Origin of the sequence: Streptomyces sp. NBC_00569 (assembly GCF_036345255.1) — a bacterium.
Classification (GTDB): domain Bacteria; phylum Actinomycetota; class Actinomycetes; order Streptomycetales; family Streptomycetaceae; genus Streptomyces.
Genome location: NZ_CP107783.1, coordinates 9742460 through 9759613, shown reverse-complemented (window position 1 = coordinate 9759613; position 17154 = coordinate 9742460). Strand labels below are relative to the sequence as shown.

Genomic DNA, 17154 nt, shown 5'->3' with positions numbered 1-17154 from the left:
GCAAGACCTGTGCGGGGACGGATTCGGCTCAGACCGTGAAACGGCCGCCGTTGGCCAGCAGCACCGCGCCGACCAGATTCGCCGCCGCCTCCCCCGCGAGGAACAGGGCGATGTCGGCGATCTCCTCGGGGGTCGCGTACGGGCGCACCCGCGGGTCGGCGAAACCGCTGCGCAGCGCCGCCGGAGTGCGCGCCGCCATAACGGTCTCCGTCGGACCGGGCGCGACCACGTTCACCCTGATCCCGGACGCGACGACCTCCTTGGCCACGGCCTGCGTCAACGCGTGGACGCCCGCCTTGGAGGCGGCGTAGTGGGGGTAGCCGACGGGGGTGTCGAAGGCCGACGAGGAGCCGATGACGACGATCGCGCCCGTCCTCCGCGGCCGCATGACACGCACCGCAGCGCGCAGCACATGGAAGGTGCCGTCGAGGTTGATCCGCATGACGCGCCGCCAGGCCGCGTCGGTGAGGCGGTCGGTCACCTCGGCCGGACGCCCGTCGACCAGCGCGTCCGCGATCAGCTGCTTGGCCTCGGGGTCGTCGACGCCCGCCGCGTGCACCACGACGTCGAGCCGCCCGTGTTCCCGCACGATGTCCGCGACGGCCGCGTCGACCGCCGGGGCGTCCGCCACGTCGAGGGCGACCGCCCGGCCGACGGACAGCTCCTTGGCGACGGTGCCGACATTCTCGCTGTTCACGTCGGCGAGGAGCACGGCCCGGGCCCCCTCGGCGGCGAGCTGCCGGGCGACGGCCGCGCCCATGCCGGAGCCGGCCCCCGTGACCATCGCAACCTTGCCCGCGAACCGGCCCTGTTGCGCGCCGGGGCCCTGCTGCGCGTCCCGGCTCTCCCGTGTGTCCTGGCCCGGCTGCACGCCCCGGCCCTGCCGCGTGTCGCTGCTCATCCTGATACTCCCTCAGCCCCTGCGGGCATATCGATACTGAACTGACTTCGTCTCTGTTACCGTCACCGCTGTCGATCTGACAAGAGGCGGGACGGTGACCATGAAGGCAGTGCGGCTGACGGGTTGGGGTCGAGGACCGGCGTTCGTGGACGTCGAGCGCCCGGTCCCCCGCGCGACCGAGGTGCTGGTGCGGGTGGAGGCCGCGGGACTCTGCCAGTCCGATGTGCATGTCGTCGACGCGGCATCGGACGCGCTTCCCTACGAGCCGCCGTTCACTCTCGGCCACGAGGTCGCCGGACGCGTCGAGACTCTCGGCCCCGATGCCGACGGCGCGACGCCGGGCGAACGCGTCGTGGTCTACGGCCCGTGGGGTTGCGGTCTATGCGCACGCTGCTCCGCGGGCCGGGACAACTACTGCGACCGGCGCGGCGACCTCGGCTGGCACGGTGTCGGACTCGGCCGGGACGGCGGGATGGCCGAGTACGTACTCGTCCCATCCGCCCGCCACTTGGTACCGATCGGCGATCTGGCCGCCGACCAGGCCGCGCCGCTCTCCGACGCCGGCCTGACCTCGTACCACGCCACAGCCGGAGTCCGGCACGCGCTCGGCGACGGCTCGACCGCCGTGGTCATCGGCGTCGGCGGGCTCGGCCACCTGGCCATCCAGATCCTCCGCGCCACCACGCCGAGTCGTGTTCTCGCGGTCGACATCCGCGAGGCGGCGCTCGCGCTCGCTCACCGGTCCGGTGCCCATGCCTCGACGCTCATCCGGGCGGACACCAGCCGGGCACTTCGGACCGGCACCGGCGGCGTGGGAGCGGACGCCGTGCTCGACTTCGTCGGCAACGAGGCGACCCTTGCCCTCGCCACCGAGATCCTGCGCCCGGGCGGTGAGCTCGTGATCGTCGGCAGCGGCGGCGGTCAACTGACCGTACGCAAGCCTGGATTCCTCCCGCCTGGCTTCCGGCTCTCTCTTCCGTTCTGGGGTACTCGGCCCGAACTCGCCGAGGTCGTCGCACTGGCACGCGCCGGAACACTCCATGTCGAGACGGAGCAGTTCCCGTTGTCCGCCGCACAGACGGCATTCCATCGGCTGAGGCAAGGCGCGATGGGAGGGCGAGCCGTGTTGGTGCCCGACCCGTAGCGGACCGAAGAGGGGCGCGACGCCAACCCCCGCTCCTACAGTGGTCTGCCCCCGCTGACAGGCCGCGGCCTCGAACCCTTGATCCCGCGGCACCGATCGGCAGGCGTCTCCGACTGGAGCGCTGCCTCACAACAGCTTTGACTGAGCGCTGTACTTGGCCCGCATGTCCAAGCACAGCGCTCAGTTCGCGTGCCACCGAACGCGTCAGGCACCGACCAGATCGGCCTCGTGGGCAAGGATCGCGGCCTGAGTCCGGTTTTCGAGGCCGAGCCGGGCGAGCATTCGGGAGACATACGTCTTCACGCTGGCCAGGGACAGTTGAAGAGTCTCAGCGATGCTCTGGTTGGCGTGCCCAGCACCGATGAGGGCCAGGACAGCGCGCTCGGAGTCTGTGAGGGTGCGGATCTTCTCCCTCAGGAAGCCGGAACCACGCTCCGGTGCCCGGCTGACCAGCCTCTTCATGTTCTCGGGCGACAGAACGAGTCCGCCGGCCGCCAAGGTCCGCACCGCGGCGGCCAGCTCGCCGGCAATGAGGTCCTTCTCGAGGAAGCCCCCGGCTCCGGCGTTGAGCGCCTGGAGAACGACGTCGTCGGTGCTGAGGCGGGTCAGCGCCAGAACCCGAGGAGACTCCTCCATCCGCACCAGCTGGACAGTGGCTTCCACCCCTCCGCCGTTGGGCAGGTGCAGGTCCATGATGACGACGTCGGGACGGTACTCCCTGGTGGCACTGACGGCCTGAGCACCGTCAGCGGCTTCACCAACGACCTCCATCCCGTCCGCGGCCTCCAGCGCCGAGCGCAGGCCGGAACGGATGATGCTCTGGTCATCAACGATCAGAACGCGGATCACGCGCTTCCCTTTCCATCGGGGCGAGGGGGAACCGCCCGCACCTGACTGCAAGACGGCACCAAGATCACTACCCTGCAGGCCACCTGGAGTGCTTATCCAGACCAAATACAACGCTCACGGGCCAACTGCAGCGCTCCTTCGCGAGGGGCGTGCACCCTCTGCGCCCGCCGGTTCGACGGCCAACCGCTCCGCCCTGGATCCGCCGGCTCTCTTGCGCCGCGTGGCGCGATCGGTCCTCAGAGCTCGAAACACGATCTTGCTGAAGTGCGCCGGTGGGGCGTAACAGGTGTGCCGCTTCGGCAGTTCGGGAGGGCGTGACCACTCACGTGTGGATTGTGGACGGCGAGATATGGGCGCAGCGGTACGTCACCGAATACCCGAGGCGCTGGGCCCAGTTCGTTGTCGCATTGCTCTTTCCGCCGGCATCTGTCACGTCCCTGTATGAGTCCCCGCCCCGTGAGCGGTCACCGTTCCCGCAGATCCGGCCCGGGCCGCCTCACCGGTCCACCTCCGGCGCCATGCCGCTCGGCGCCCGTTCCGTTTCCCGTGGGCCGGCACCCGGTCGGCGAACTGCGCAACGGTCAGCGGCTGACCCCGAGGAGGGGCGGTGTGACGCCGGTCCCGTCGGCGTTGACGAGGATCCAGCCGCCGTCTCGGCCGGGCACAAGTTGGGCGGCCTCGGCGACATCGTCCGCGCCCTCGCGGATCAGCGGCCCCTTGGTGAGGTGTCCGGTGCGCGGGTCGAGGGAGCCGATCCGCCCGCCCGCGAGGACGGCGAGCCGGTTCCCGTTCAGTCGGGTGAGAGCCGTGACCGGCCCGCCCGCCCCGGCGTGCCACAGACGCCGTCCGCTGCCGAGCCCGTAGCCGGACACGGCGCCGGGGACGGCCTCGCCCGGCTTCGTCACCGCGGTCACCAGAACGTCGCCGACGACCACGGCGCGGAGCGCGGGCCTGGCGTCGAAGCCCCGTCCGGCGTCCACGGTCATGCGCAGGTCTTCCTCCCGCTCCGAGACCTTCACCGTCCCGCGCAGGCGGTCATGGTCGTCGAAGGCGAGCACGGCGTCGGTCCCGCGGTCGTCCTTCTCCTTGAGCCAGAGCGCGAACGGCCGGGCGGAGAGGACCATGACCGCCTCCCAGCGGCTCTCCGCCGGCAGCGCGGTACGGCGAGCGTGGGTGCCGGTCGCGGTGTCCAGCGAGACCAGTTCCAGCGAGCGGAACGCGGAGCCTCGCGTGCACTGGACAACCACCCGGGTACGGCCCGCCGCGGCCGAGGCGACGACCGGCGAACAGCCCTCGCCCAGGTCCAGTTTCCACCGCGGGACGCCCGCGCGCAGGGCGAAGCCCCGTACTGCGGTGTCCTCCAGGACGACGGCGACGCCGCTGTCGGCGGCCACCCTGCCGTCCGTGGGCGGCCCGAACCCGGCGCCGCCCGTGATCTTCCGCTCCCAGAGCTTGCGGCCGCTCGTGGTGTCCACGCCCCACACCGTGTCGCACGGCTCGTCCTCGCGGCCGAAGGCGATCACACCGATACCGGCGACCACGGTGTCGCTCATCGCGCACGCCGACCCGCGCACGGGCGCGTCCACGCTCCAGCGCTCACGCCCGTCGGCGAGGTCGTAGCTGGCCAGACCGTCGGTGCGGGCGCGGACGACTGCGCCGTCCAGGACCCAGTTGCCCACGCCCTTCACGGTGCCCGGCCGGTCGACCGGCGCGTCCCAGGCACGGTCGAGGACGGGGCCGCGCATCCACGCGTACGCCTGCCATCCCGGCCAGAAGGCGAGGACCATGCCCGTCACGACGAGCACGGCGGGCAGGACCTTGCCGGGCCGGACCCTGGTCAGTTCACCAACCCGCCAGGTGACCAGGGTCATCCCCACGAAGGAGCACAGGAACGCCAGCAGGATGGTGGGAGTGGTGCCGTCGGGGCAGGGGCTAAAACTGCCGCCGCACGCGTTGCCAGGAATCGAGGTCCAGCCGAACCAGTGGAAGGCCACCGCGAGCCCGGCGACCAGCCCGGCCCCCACGACGAGCAGCGCCCTCCCCCATACAGCTCCCGCCGTTCTGCGCGCAGGTCTGCTGTCCTCCACCACATCGCCCCCAGGCATCAACTGCCGTATCCCTCCCCAGAGATGCGGCGTTTGATCGTAGCGCGCGAACGGTGGAGCGGCCCGAGGCGAGGGGCAGCGGGCCCCGGCATTCAGGACTCGGCGTCCATGAGTGCCACGAGTCGGTGGACGGGCCTGGAGCCCGCCTCGCAGTGTTCGCGTGCGAACGCGTCAGCCGCGTGACGATGAGGCCGGCGGCGTCGCGGAGTCCGGCCTCGCGTAGCAGGTCGCCTGTCTGCGCCTGGCCACGCGACGGATCGTCGACCTGTTCCGGGTGATGCTGAGACCGACAGGCGCACGACGCCGTGGTGGTTGGTCGCGTACGCCGCTCGCATCATGGCGCCGGCCCAAAGCCGCACTCGCCCGGTGAGGACCGGGCGAGCGGCGCCTTGCTGCATGGAGCCTGAAGCGTCCCCTGCCCTGACGCCGCTGCCTCACTCGCACGATGCCTGCGGGCTGTACGCCGATAACCGTCAGTCACCCCTGTAGACATAGAGGACAAAGCATAAGATTGGAGGGCGATCTGCAACGAGGGAGGTTGCTCTCCATGTCAACAGGAACTCTTCTGGCGATCGTCATCCCGGTGGCCGTGGTGCTGATTCTGATCGGCGTGGCCGTGGCGCTCTTCATGCGCCGTCGCCGCCTCCGTGAGCAATTCGGGCCGGAGTACGACCGGACGGTGCAAGACGCTGACAGCCGCGCGGCCGGCGAGCGGGAGCTCAAGGCCCGAGAGAAGCGCCATGACGCGCTCGACATCAAGCCCCTGGAAGAGGGACGCCGGGATCGGTACCGGCACGACTGGGACGATGTGCAACAAGAGTTCGTCGACCGGCCCGAGGCGGCCGTGCACGACGCGGACCGTCTGGTGACCTCTCTCATGCACGAAAGGGGCTACCCCACGGAGAACTTCGAGCAACGCCTCAAAGACCTCTCCGTCGAGCACGGGAGCACCCTGAAGCACTACCGGGAAGCCCACGAGATCGACACCCTCAGCATGCAACACAGGGCCAGCACGGAACAGTTGCGGGGGGCCATGACGAACTACCGTGCCCTGTTCGACGAACTGCTCTCCAACGGCGGCCAGTCGCGCCACGCGCGGGCCTAACTCGGACCAGGTGGAGGAACCATGGAACGCAATTCCACATCGGACCCTGTCCTCACGGGGCTGTCCACCGAAGACCTCGCCCAGCCGAAAGACAGCCCGCCGGACGCACCGCCGCCGAATGAGACACCGCCGCCGGAAGAAGGGCGGCCGGAGGCGGCTGCGACGACCGAACCGGCGCAGCAGGAGCAAGCCAAGCAGCCGAACGAAGAAACGCCCCCGCTCCTGACGACCGGGGACGCCCAGAACTTCCGCGACCGCTGGAGCAAGGTCCAGGGCGCCTTCGTGGACGAGCCGCGGGAGGCTGTTCAGTCGGCGGACGCCCTGGTCGCCGATGTCATGCAGACCCTGGCCGCCACCTTCGCCGATCAGAAGAGTGGACTGGAGGGCCAGTGGAAGAGCGGCGCGGAAGCCAACACCGAAGACCTGCGCAAGGCTCTCCAGCACTACCGGTCCTTCTTCAACCGCCTCCTCACCACGTAGTCGGTGCGACCTGACACCACGCTCATTCTCGGGATCATCCTGGTCGTCAGGAGGGAGTGAGCCCACCGAGTCGACCCAAAAGAGCAGCTGTATGTACGTCGAGCCGAAGACCTGACGGGACGGCCACAGCACACTGCGCACACCGCTCGATCCGGCACCGGCGAGCTTGACGCGACGTCAAGCGACGGCATGAGAGCCTGACCGCCGGGCACCCGGTTCTCGGGAGGTGGGCTGATGGCTCGTACGGTCATGGGCTCTGCGGCGGTCCGCGTCACCGCCGAAGTGGTCGGCTGGTGGGCGGTGTTGACGGGTCTCTGGCTCGTCCTGATCTCCCACGTCGGCCTGCTCGAGTGGGTGGTCGGATCGTGCGCCTCCCTGCTCGCCGCCTTCGGCGCCCGCGCCGCGCGCCTGGCCGCGACGGGACGGAGCGGATCCGCGTGAGGCCGCGCGTCGTCCTTCCCTCGCCCCTCGGTCACGATCCGGGACCGCCCCAATGAACGGCTGGCTCCTCGCGGCCGCAGCAGTGCTGGCACTCGGCGTTGCCCCGGCTCTCTGGGGCGCGGCCACCGGCCCTCTCCGGCGCCGGGTCGTCGCACAGAACCTCGCGACCCTACTCGTGTGCCTGGTCATGCTGCTGCTCGCCCAGGGCTACGCCCGCCCCTCGTACATCGACCTCGGCCTGGTCCTGGCGGTCCTGGGACCGGCCGGGACGCTCGTCTACGCCCGTCTGCTCGCCGACGAGCTGGCGGCCGATCCGCCCACCGCCCGCGTGACACGCGCCATGACGGTCCTGTCGGCGGCGGCCCCGCCGCTCGTCGTCCTGCCGCTCTGCGTGGCAACGGGCCCGGGACGGTCCCTCGTGAAACTGCTGGTCATCGGGGCGCTGCTGACTGCTGGAAACATCGTCTCCGGCCGGGCGGTGTCGGGCAAGACGTCCCTCCCACGAGAGGCACATGGTGGCTGATCTGCTGATCGTCCTGACCCTCGCGCTCGTCGTCGCCGCCGCGACCGCCGCCGTCCTCACCCGGGATCCGGTCCGTCAGGCACTCGTGCTGGCACTGCTCGGGCTCGCGCTGGCCGTCCTGTTCACCGTTCTGCAGTCTCCGGATGTGGCCCTCTCGCAGCTCGCGGTCGGCTCCGCGCTGACGCCGCTGATGCTCCTGCTGGCCGTCCGCAAGGTGCGTGGCCGTCGCGACGGACGGAAGAGGGGGCCCGCGTGAGCAGGAAGGCACGGCTGTGGCTGTTGGCGGTGGGAGGCATCGGCGTGGCCGTCCTCCTCGCCTGCGCCGCTTTCGACCTGCCCGGCTTCGGGGGCACTTGGCACCCGTACGGCGAGCGCGCGGTCCGCAGTGCCCTTTCCCGGCATACCGCCAACGTCATCTCCTCCGTCAACTTCGACCAGCGTGCCTTCGACACCCTCGGCGAGGAGTCCATCCTGTTCGGCGCCGTCCTCGGCACCGTCGTCCTGCTCCGAGAAACCCGCGACGAGCACAGCGAACCGCCCGAGACGGCCCAGGTCGATCCACCCGTACGCCGCTACGCGCTGATCGCCCTGCCCGTCACTCTGCTCATCGGCCTCTACGTCATCGCGCACGGCCAGCTCAGTCCCGGCGGCGGCTTCCAGGGCGGCGTCATCGTGGCGACCGCGCTGCACCTCCTCTACGTCGCCATCGACTACAAGGCGCTCGAGCGCATCAGACCGGCCGCGGCGTACGCGTTCGCGGACGCCGCGGGCGAGGCCGCGTACGTTCTCCTCGGCACGGCAGGACTCCTCGCGGGGTCGGCGTTCCTCGCCAATTTCCTGCCGTACGGGACGTTCAACACCCTCTCCTCCGGCGGCACCGTCCCGCTCCTCAACGCCGCGATCGGCGTGGAGGTGGCCGGCGCCGTCGTCGTGCTGCTCGCCCGGTTCCTCGACCAGGCACTGGAGATCGAGGACGGCGGGGCGGGCGGGACGGGGCGACAGGACGAGGAGGCGAACCGGTCATGAGCGTGCTTCCGTATCTGGCAGCCGGATGGATCTTCCTCGTCGGCTGCTACGGGCTGGCCACGAGCCGCAATCTGATCCACGCGGTGGGCTGCCTGTCCGTGTGCCAGAGCTCGACGTACGTGCTGCTGCTCGCCGTGGGCTACCGCCGGGGCGGAACCGCCCCCGTCTTCGCCGACATCACCCCCGGCTCCCGCCCCGTCGTCGACCCGGTCGTCCAGGCTCTCGCCCTCACCGACGTCGTCGTGGGCGCCACGGTCACCGCACTGCTGCTCGCCCTCGTCATCCAGACCGCCAAACGGCACGGCACCGTCGACCCGGACGAACTGTCGGAGCTGCGAGGGTGACAGCCGCGCAGCTCCTGCCCCTGATCGTGGCCACTCCGCTCCTCGGCGCGGCACTTCTGGTCGCGGCGGGCCGACGCCTGCCCAGGTTCGCCGCCGAGGTCATGGGCTTCGTCTTCTCCGCAGGCGCTGCCGCGTGGGCCGTCACCCTCCTCGTACTCTCGCCGTCGGCCGACTCGCGCGCCGTCGAGTGGATGGGCGGATGGCGGCCCCGCGACGGCGCGAGCGTGGGGATCGTGCTCGTCGGCGACCGGGTCGGCGTCGGACTCGCCGCTCTCACCTCCGTCCTGGTAGTTGCCGCTCTCGCCTACTCCTGGCGGTACTTCGACGAACCGCCGCACCGGCACGCGGGCTCGTTCCCCGCCCTCATCCTGCTCTTCCAGGCCGGCATGTGCGGCTTCGTCCTCACCGGTGACCTCTTCAACGCGTTCGTCTTCTTCGAACTCATGGGCGTCGTCGCCTACGCCCTCACCGGCTACCGGGTGGAGGAAGCCCGGGCGGTTCAGGGGGCGTTGACGTTCGGCATCATCAATTCGCTGGGCGGTTACACCACACTGTTCGGCATCGGTCTGCTGTACGCACACACCGGCGAGCTCGGCCTCGCGCAGATCGGCGCACGGCTCGACGCGCACCCGCACGCCGGACGCCCTGACGCGCTGGTCCTGGCCGCCTTCGTCCTGGTCCTCACCGGGCTCCTCGTCAAGGCGGCGGCCGTCCCCTTCCACTTCTGGCTTCCCGACGCGCATGCCGTCGCCCCGACGCCCGTCTGCATCCTGCTGTCGGGAGTCATCGTCGAGCTCGGCGTCTACGGCACGGCACGTGTCTACTGGACCGTGTTCGCCGGCCCCGGCGGCATCCCGGAGCCCAGCGTGCACCGCGCCCTGCTGACCCTCGGCGTGCTCACCGCCCTCCTGGGCGCCGTGATGTGCTGGCAGCAACGCCACCTGAAGCGGCTGCTCGCGTTCTCCAGCGTCTCCCACACGGGCCTGTTCCTCATCGGCGTGTCGGTCCTCACCCCTGAGGGCCTCGGCGGCACCATCCTCTACGTCCTCGCCCATGCGGGAGTGAAGGCCGCGCTCTTCGCCTGTGCGGGCATCCTTTTGGACCGGTTCAGCAGCGTCGACGAACACGAACTGCATGGCCGGGCACATCAACTCCCCCTGGTCGGTGGCCTTTTCGCGGCGGGCGGGCTGGCGCTCGCAGGGCTGCCGCCCTTCGGTACGGGCCTGGGCAAGGCCGTGTCCGAAGAGGCCGCGGGGTGGTGGCCGACCTGCGTCTTCGTGGCCGCGTCGGCGCTCACGGGAGGAGCCGTGCTGCGTGCCTCCGCGCGGATCTTCCTGGGCTGGGGTCCCCGTCCCTCCGGCAACCCGGAGACCACGACAGGCAAGGACGAGGAGCCGGAGACACGCGGCCCGCTGAGGCGCATCCCGGACACGATGCTCGCCGTACCCGTAGCGCTCATGGCAGGTGCGCTGGCCGTGGGGCTGGTGCCGGGTCTGTGGCCGGCCGTGGGCCAGGCGGCCGACGCATTCACCGATCACGCCGGATACACGGCCGCTGTACTTGGCACGGGAGAACCGGCACCGCCCCCGGTCACACCCGCACCCCACTGGACGGGAGTCGGAGTCGCTCTGGGCCTTCTCTCCTCGGTCCTGGCGCTCGCCCTCGCCTGGACCGCGGTGCGCCGGCCCGCGACGGACGAACCGGCGCGCTGGGCCGCGCCCCTCCACCGTCTCCAGTCGGGCCACCTCGGCGACTACGTCGCGTTCACACTGGCGGGCATCGCGCTGCTGACCGCGCTCGTCTGGTAGCGATATGGGCTCGGCCCTGCGAACCGCGCAACCGGCGGACGGGGTCGAGATCTACGTCCCGCCCGGTGACCTGACGTCACGAGGGCCCCAGCCCTCTGTCGCAGGGGTACCGCACCCTGGGCGACGTCGTCCGGCTCGCCACCCCCAACTCCTTCTCGTCGGGGTTCCGTTCACGCTCGCCGGTCCGACTCTCACCGGTCTGTCGCCCTTCGGTGCCGCACCGGGGAAGTCAGTCTTCGAGGAAGGCGCGGGCACCTGGATGCGAGCCGTGTTCGTCCTGATCTTCGCCGTGCCCGGCGCAGCCGTCCTGCGGGCGCCCGCACGGGGCTTGGCCAGGTTCGGCGAGCGGTCAGTGGGGAAGACGTCTCAGCCAGGGCGCCGCCGGGCCCTGGCAGGACCAGCCAGAGGAGGATGAGACCACCGGAACACGAAGACACCGAGCCTCAGGCCGCCGCATCCGCATTGCCGACACGATGTCTGCCTGACCTGGCCGGCCTGCTCGCTGCCTCCCTCGCATGCGTCCTGATCGCTGCGGGCTCGCACTCCCGCCGGTCGCGCCGCCTGCTCCTTCACCCACCAGATTGGCTACGTTGCTGAGGTGCCCCTTGCCATCACCACGGTCCCGTCCACCACGTCACCCGCCCTGGCGCACCACAGGAGTGCTGCTCGGGCTGCTGTCCACGGGCCTCGCGGCCGGGCTCGCCCGGCCAACCGTGCACCACAGCACGTGGCACCGCGCTCGCCGGGTACTGCCCGTGCCGCGACTGCACGCAGGGCACCTCAGTGACTGCTCCACCTTCGCGGTGCCGGGCGTCGCCACGATCGCCGTGCTCCTCCTGTGAGCACTGTGAGTCGTAACTCAAGGACGGGTGCTGCCCGTGATCGGGCGGGGAGCCCGCCCCGCTCCGGCCACCAGGCATTCGCCCCGACTGCTCGGGCGCGCCCCGTGCGACCCACTCCCGAATTACCTCGCCCCTGCTCACGACCAAGGTGGAACGATGTCTGACGCCCAGCGGAAGCGAAGTGATCCGGACGAGGACAGCAAGACGGCTGTCACCGTCTATGTCGCCCTCGGTGCCAATCTCGTCATCGCGCTGGCCAAGCTGCTCGGCGGGCTGTTCGCGAACTCGCCCGCCCTGCTGTCCGAGGCGGCGCACTCGGTGGCCGACAGCATCAACGAGGTCTTCCTGCTGGCCTCGCTCACGCGCAGCACCCGCGCTCCGGACGCCAAGCATCCCTTCGGATATGGCAAGGAACGCTACTTCTGGTCCCTGCTCGCTGCCGTCGGCATCTTCGTGATGGGCGGCTGCTTCTCCTTCTTCCAGGGGATCGAGGCATTGCGTTCGGGCGGCTCCGAGACACGCGACGGCTACGTCGTGGTGCTCGCCGTGCTCGCCGTCGCGCTCCTCGCGGAGGGATCCTCGCTGGTGAGGGCTCTGGTTCAGATCCGCGGCAATGCCCGGCACGCCTCGCGTGGCATGGTGCGCGAGATCCGCGCGGGCGACGACCCGGCCCTGCGGACCGTGCTCGCCGAGGACTCCACCGCCTGCCTGGGTGTCGTGTTCGCCATCGTCGGCGTGGGCCTGCACATGCTCACCCGCAACATCGCCTACGAAGCCTGGGCCTCGCTCCTCATCGGTGCCTTGCTCGTCTTCGTCGCGTTCCAGCTGGCCGGCCAGTCGCGCGCGCAGCTGATCGGCGAGGCTGCCGACCCTGTACTGCGCCGCGAGATCCACGAGTTTCTCGACGAACAGCGGGAGATCGACACCGTCACCACTCTGCTGACCATGCGCCTGGGTACCCGCTCCACGCTCGTCGCCGTCCGCGTCGACCTGGTCGGCGGTATGGACAGCGAGGATGTCGAAGAGGTACTCGTCCGCATCAAGTCGGACATGACCGACCGCTGGCCTCTCGCCGACCAGGTGTTCCTGGACGTCACCGAGGCCACGGCGAAGGACCGCGCCCGTGCCGCCGGTGAACGGCGCGAGCTGGACGCGACAGTCGAGGCACAGGAGGCACGCGACTGAGGCGGGGCGTGCGTCGCGCGACAGCCCGCCTGAGGCCGATGCCAAGGTTGCATCGCCGGCATCGGGTCACGTCGGTACAGCGGGGCCGAAGGCGGGGCCCGACCGAGGAATCGCTCACGGGCCGAGCGCAGACCCGAGACCGTGCCGGACGCAGTCCGGTACGCCCGGGCGTGGCCGGGGACGGCGATGCAAGGCCGGACCGAGCGCGCGCAGCAAGGCGCACGGCTTCCGCAAGAACCGCTCCCACCTGCCTACAGACGCGGCATCACATCGCACGAGACATGACCGTCAACGTAAAAGATCAACTTTCGCAACAGGCTCGGGTGCGCAGCGCCGGCCCACACACCTCCCTCAATGTGCGGCGCGGCGGGCGGCCAGAAGATCGGCGCTGGGGGCGTGCACGACCTGCAGGCCCTGTGCCTCGAGTTCCGCGCCGATCTCCGAAGCGCTGGCGGGCCACAGCTTGAATGCCTCCCGCTCCCGGCGCAACACCCGTCCGTCCCGTTCGACGTGATAGGTGAAGACCATCCGCACGACCCCCGCATGGGGTTCCCGGGTGATGTCAGCACCGTAGATGTCCGGGCCTACCCGGACCGGCCCGAGCCGTCCTACTCTCTCGCGCCCGGTCGGCAGTTCGGTGGGCGGAGGGTCGAAGAGGAGTAGCCCGCCGGGCAGGAGCGCGCGGCTGACGGCCTGCCAGGCGGAGCGTCGGGTGGCGGGATCGAGGCAGGCGATGATGTTGGAGGCGACGGCCAGGTCTGCGACCTCCTCGAGTCCCGCTCGCTCGATGGACTCGGGGTGAAGGGTGACGCGGGCACGCTGGTCAGCGCCCAGACCAGCCAGGCGGGACAGCAGCGCCGCGCGCATCGGGGCCGCCGGCTCGACAGCGTGGATCGGCGCGGCGGAGGCGTTCAACAGGGTCTCGGTGACGATCCCGGTACCCGCACCGACATCAAGGATCCCGTGCCGGGCGCGGCCGGCCGCCTCGGCGAAGCGCCGTTTCGCCAAGCGGCGGTCGGTTTCGGCCTGGAGCAGATCGTAGAACTCGACAGAGACCGTGTAGTCGGCGCCGAACATCTCACTCACTGCAGTGCGGCCAAACGAATTCGGGCGCTCAGCGGGCAGGGTCCGCGATACGCACGACCGTTGAAACAGGTCCGCAGTCCGGCAACACCTGCGTGGCCTTCCAGGCGCCGACCGCGTGCAAAGCCCGCTGGCCGAGTCCGCGGAACGGCACCAAAAGAAGCGGCACCTCGGCCCGGGCCGCAGCCTGCACGCCCTGCGAGGCTGTAGCCGACGACCAGCGCTTGGGCCGGCGCCACGCCCGCCTTCTTCAGAGCAACAGGCCTGCGGTCGGGGCCGGGCTTACGAGTGTCCACACCCTCCGCTCTGGTAGCGGCGTCGATCACGTCACCCGCGTCCAAGACACTCCACGTCGCCGCAACGTCCCTCGTCGAGGCCGAGAAAACGAAGACGATCATCCAGCCGCGCCTCTTCCGCGTCCGCCGCAGCCCGGACGCACCGACAAGGCCCCGCCTGTGAGGCCAGAGCCGGCCGCACAACTCCTGATTCGCCGTTCTGACCGACCCGGCCTCGGCACAGTCCTCGCTCTTGGCAGGCGCGTGGTCCAGCAGCTCGTCACCACACGTGCCGCTCACTCCGTCGATGCGCGCCATCGCTCGACTGTGGCGGCACTGGGCGAGCGCCTCGGTCCAGCCGATCGGGTGCCAGTGGCTCATGACGAGCGGAGGCGCGTCGGCATGGAACCGCGTCACGACCGGCATCAGCTGCCTCCCTCGCCCGAGCCTCTTCTGCCTGTTCTCGACCCTACGATCAGCCCACCCCCACGGCACGGTCCCCACGGCCGTTTGCCGACGTTGATCAGGGAAACCCGCACCGTATGACACATCACGCGGGCGCTTGACGCACGGTGGTGGTCACCGGCGCCGACGGTGACATCGGGCGCGCGTGTGTTGCTGCGTTCGGCGCCCGGAGCGGCCGGCTCGCGCTGATGATCGCTCGCCGCCGGGCAGGCCCTGGACGCAGCGGTGCGCGAGGCCGAGGGAGCCGCCGCCGCGAGAGTGATCGTCATGGCAACGCAACACAGCCTCGGCCGGTAGGAGCCGTGATCATGGGAACTGTGCCTGTACCAACCGACCCCGACGTCGCCCCCGTGCCGTCTCCCGAACCCCCGCCACGCCCAGAGCCCCCGGGCCCTGGCAAACCGCCCGATGGGCCGAAGCCGGTCGAGCCGCCGAACCCACCGGACCCCCCGACACGGCCCGTCCCGCCACCTGAGCCGCCCGCGCCGCCCCCAAGGCCGGAGGAACCCGACCCTGCGGAGCCGAAGCCGGACCGGCCGGCCCCGACGGAGCCGCCGGACTGATGGACCCGGCGAGTGAAGGCATTGGACACCGGCAGGGGCACGTCGCCCCGGCGCCGGCTCTCCCACAAAGATCTGCTCCGCTCCGGCACGATCGAGATCGACCTTTCCGACCAGACCACCCGGAGCAAGTGGTGGTCGGCACCGGCCGAGCTCGGGGCGCGCGCTGCGGGGGCACATCTACCCAGGCAGTTCCGTGCGCTCCCACCACTCGTACACGGGCAGCGGACCCTGCGAGGTCTCCTTCTCACGTGTCGTGGCCCTGAAGTGCTCGTACCCGCCGCGCAACGGAACCTTGACGTCGAGCCCGGGCGTGGAGACGGAGACGATCCGCTCAGGAAGATCGTCAGGACCGCCCTCAAGAACTGCTTTCGCATCGACCATGACCAGATCTTCCCCAAAGGCCCGACCGGCTCCCCCATGACGCGCCGACACGTCTGCCACACCCCTTTTCCCGTACCGGCAACCCCCAGCACCACGAGGGGCTCGTCGGAGCCGACCCAGGCCTGGGCCGGCCCGTGGAACCTGTGTTCCAGGATGTCGTCGGTGAAGTCGAGCGGCGGTGCGCGGCCCGCTCCGCCTCGTGTGTTCGTCATGCCCTTCTTATGCTGGTATGGCAGGCGGGTCGGCAGGCGGCCGCACAGCCTCTCTCGGTCGATCCGCGTCATCCCGGGCTGGGCGAACAGGTAAGCCCCCGGCCAGTGAGCGCGGGAGGTACAGCCGTGGAGTTGCGCCGGATCAAGGCGATGGCTGCTTCACCGAGTGCGCTGCCGCTGGCGGTCATGTTGGGCATCGCCGTCGTGGACACGGCCACGGGTCCGAGTTTCAACCTGCTGCCGCTGTACGCCACGGGCCCGGCGATCGCGGCCGCGCGGGGATCCCTACGGAACGTCCTGCTGATGGGCGGCGTCGCCGTTGCCCTGTGCGTCGCGTTCGCGGCGAAGGCCGACCGACTGGGCGCCTTACGGATGTACGTCGCACTGGCCGCCATCGCCTACGTCACGCTGGCAGCTGTCTACGCGGCGCAGGCGAGGCTGAGGACCGAACGACGCCTCGTGGACGTACAGGAAGTGGCCAACACCCTGGAGGACGTGCTCTTCGCCCCGCTGCCACCGACGATCGGCCCCGTCCGCCTGGCTGCCTCCTACATTTCGGCCAGTCGCGCCACCCGCATCGGCGGGGACCTGTACGAGGCGGTTCCTTCCCTCCACGGCGTCCGCCTCGTCGTCGCCGACGTCCAGGGCAAGGGGCTCGAGACCGTGCGCTGCGCCGCTGTGGTGCTGACCGCGTTCCGGGAGGCCGCTCCCGACGTCGTGGACCTGGCGGACGTCAGTCACCGCATCGAGAGCGCCATGGACCGCAGGACCGACGGCGAGCGTTTCGTGACCGGGCTCCTCGCCCAAGTCGACCCCGACGGACACCTCATCGTGTTCAACCACGGCCATCCCGCTCCGTTGCTGCTCACCTCGGACGGACGGATCGAGCTCGTCGAACCGGCTGTGCCGGTGCCACCGTTCGGACTCACCGCCCTGGCGGGATCCAGCCACCGACAGGACAACTTCACGCGGGTGACCCTGCACGCCGGGGACCGGCTCCTCCTCTACACCGACGGTCTGAGCGAGGCACGGAACAGTGCGGGACGGTTCTACCCAGTGAGTGAGCGGGCGGGTCCGCTGCTGAGGGAAGCCAGCCCCGAGACGGCCCTGGGCCGGCTGCGCGCCGACGTGGCTGCCTTCACGGGGGCGCCACCGGACGACGACTCCGCCCTGCTCCTGGTGGAGTTTGCCCCGGGTACTCCTTCGGGAGCGAAGCCGCAGCACGGAGTGGCAGAGCGCGGCGTGTGAGCGGCACCGCGGACTCGACGAGAGCGCCTGTCGACGCCGCGAAACGAGCGCGTGCCGGAACAGGTCCGCGTACCGCGAGGTTTGTGCCGGGCGTTGCCGCGGGCGTCGGCGGTGTGCGGGCCTTGCTCCGTGCCCGGCGGCTGCGGCGGCGCCGGTGCGCGCCGCCGCGGCTCG

The 17154-nt window shown here is 70.6% G+C and carries 17 protein-coding genes; 12 read left to right on the top strand and 5 right to left on the bottom strand.

The window, feature by feature from the left end; all coding sequences use genetic code 11:
* Window positions 1–28: 28 nt before the first annotated feature.
* Entirely contained in the window at window positions 29–901 is an 873-nt protein-coding gene (locus OHO83_RS44070) for an SDR family NAD(P)-dependent oxidoreductase (protein WP_266681085.1), read from the bottom strand.
* A 100-nt stretch (window positions 902–1001) separates the two neighbouring features.
* Between OHO83_RS44070 and OHO83_RS44065 the strand changes: the two genes are divergently transcribed.
* The gene (locus OHO83_RS44065) at window positions 1002–2045 is read left to right on the top strand and encodes an NAD(P)-dependent alcohol dehydrogenase (protein ID WP_443066112.1); all 1044 of its coding nucleotides are present in this window, start codon (window positions 1002–1004) and stop codon (window positions 2043–2045) included.
* Between the two features lie 204 nt (window positions 2046–2249).
* Here OHO83_RS44065 and OHO83_RS44060 read toward each other — a convergent pair whose 3' ends face one another.
* Window positions 2250–2894 (bottom strand): response regulator transcription factor, encoded by a 645-nt coding sequence (locus OHO83_RS44060; RefSeq protein ID WP_266681082.1) that lies wholly within the window; start codon window positions 2892–2894, stop codon window positions 2250–2252.
* Window positions 2895–3475: 581 nt separating this feature from the next.
* Window positions 3476–4999 (bottom strand): outer membrane protein assembly factor BamB family protein, encoded by a 1524-nt coding sequence (locus tag OHO83_RS44055; protein ID WP_266681080.1) that lies wholly within the window; start codon window positions 4997–4999, stop codon window positions 3476–3478.
* 547 nt (window positions 5000–5546) lie between these two features.
* Here OHO83_RS44055 and OHO83_RS44050 point away from each other — a divergent pair.
* The 10 genes from OHO83_RS44050 to OHO83_RS44005 all read left to right on the top strand — a co-directional run bounded on the left by OHO83_RS44050 (window position 5547) and on the right by OHO83_RS44005 (window position 12753).
* On the top strand, window positions 5547–6104 hold the full coding sequence (locus OHO83_RS44050) for a hypothetical protein (RefSeq protein WP_266681795.1): 558 nt from the start codon (window positions 5547–5549) through the stop codon (window positions 6102–6104).
* Between the two features lie 21 nt (window positions 6105–6125).
* Window positions 6126–6584: a hypothetical protein gene (locus OHO83_RS44045; RefSeq protein WP_266681078.1), complete on the top strand. Its 459-nt coding sequence runs from the start codon at window positions 6126–6128 to the stop codon at window positions 6582–6584.
* A gap of 234 nt (window positions 6585–6818) precedes the next feature.
* Entirely contained in the window at window positions 6819–7025 is a 207-nt protein-coding gene (locus OHO83_RS44040) for a hypothetical protein (RefSeq protein WP_266681076.1), read from the top strand.
* A 52-nt stretch (window positions 7026–7077) separates the two neighbouring features.
* Complete coding sequence (locus tag OHO83_RS44035; RefSeq protein ID WP_266681074.1) at window positions 7078–7548, top strand: MrpF/PhaF family protein; 471 nt, start codon at window positions 7078–7080, stop codon at window positions 7546–7548.
* Window positions 7541–7804 carry a DUF4040 domain-containing protein gene (locus OHO83_RS44030; protein ID WP_266681793.1) on the top strand — a complete coding sequence of 88 codons (264 nt, stop codon included), beginning with the start codon at window positions 7541–7543 and terminating at the stop codon, window positions 7802–7804. The genes OHO83_RS44035 and OHO83_RS44030 overlap by 8 nt, the downstream gene beginning before the upstream one ends.
* On the top strand, window positions 7801–8574 hold the full coding sequence (locus OHO83_RS44025) for an MnhB domain-containing protein (RefSeq protein WP_266681072.1): 774 nt from the start codon (window positions 7801–7803) through the stop codon (window positions 8572–8574). The genes OHO83_RS44030 and OHO83_RS44025 overlap by 4 nt, the downstream gene beginning before the upstream one ends.
* Window positions 8571–8918: a sodium:proton antiporter gene (locus OHO83_RS44020; RefSeq protein WP_266681070.1), complete on the top strand. Its 348-nt coding sequence runs from the start codon at window positions 8571–8573 to the stop codon at window positions 8916–8918. Before OHO83_RS44025 ends, OHO83_RS44020 begins: the two co-directional genes overlap by 4 nt.
* Entirely contained in the window at window positions 8915–10726 is a 1812-nt protein-coding gene (locus OHO83_RS44015) for a complex I subunit 5 family protein (protein ID WP_266681068.1), read from the top strand. The genes OHO83_RS44020 and OHO83_RS44015 overlap by 4 nt, the downstream gene beginning before the upstream one ends.
* Before the next feature lie 605 nt (window positions 10727–11331).
* On the top strand, window positions 11332–11568 hold the full coding sequence (locus tag OHO83_RS44010) for a hypothetical protein (RefSeq protein WP_330280672.1): 237 nt from the start codon (window positions 11332–11334) through the stop codon (window positions 11566–11568).
* 156 nt (window positions 11569–11724) lie between these two features.
* Window positions 11725–12753: a cation diffusion facilitator family transporter gene (locus OHO83_RS44005; RefSeq protein WP_266681064.1), complete on the top strand. Its 1029-nt coding sequence runs from the start codon at window positions 11725–11727 to the stop codon at window positions 12751–12753.
* Window positions 12754–13104: 351 nt separating this feature from the next.
* Here OHO83_RS44005 and OHO83_RS44000 read toward each other — a convergent pair whose 3' ends face one another.
* Together OHO83_RS44000 and OHO83_RS43995 are read right to left on the bottom strand one after the other, a co-directional pair.
* Window positions 13105–13830 carry a class I SAM-dependent methyltransferase gene (locus OHO83_RS44000; RefSeq protein WP_266681062.1) on the bottom strand — a complete coding sequence of 242 codons (726 nt, stop codon included), beginning with the start codon at window positions 13828–13830 and terminating at the stop codon, window positions 13105–13107.
* Between the two features lie 1486 nt (window positions 13831–15316).
* A complete protein-coding gene (locus tag OHO83_RS43995; RefSeq protein ID WP_266681060.1) occupies window positions 15317–15520 on the bottom strand; it encodes a DUF5988 family protein in 204 nt (67 codons plus the stop codon).
* A 338-nt stretch (window positions 15521–15858) separates the two neighbouring features.
* Here OHO83_RS43995 and OHO83_RS43990 point away from each other — a divergent pair, with 338 nt between their 5' ends.
* Window positions 15859–16980 (top strand): PP2C family protein-serine/threonine phosphatase, encoded by a 1122-nt coding sequence (locus OHO83_RS43990; RefSeq protein ID WP_330280671.1) that lies wholly within the window; start codon window positions 15859–15861, stop codon window positions 16978–16980.
* Window positions 16981–17154 lie beyond the last annotated feature (174 nt).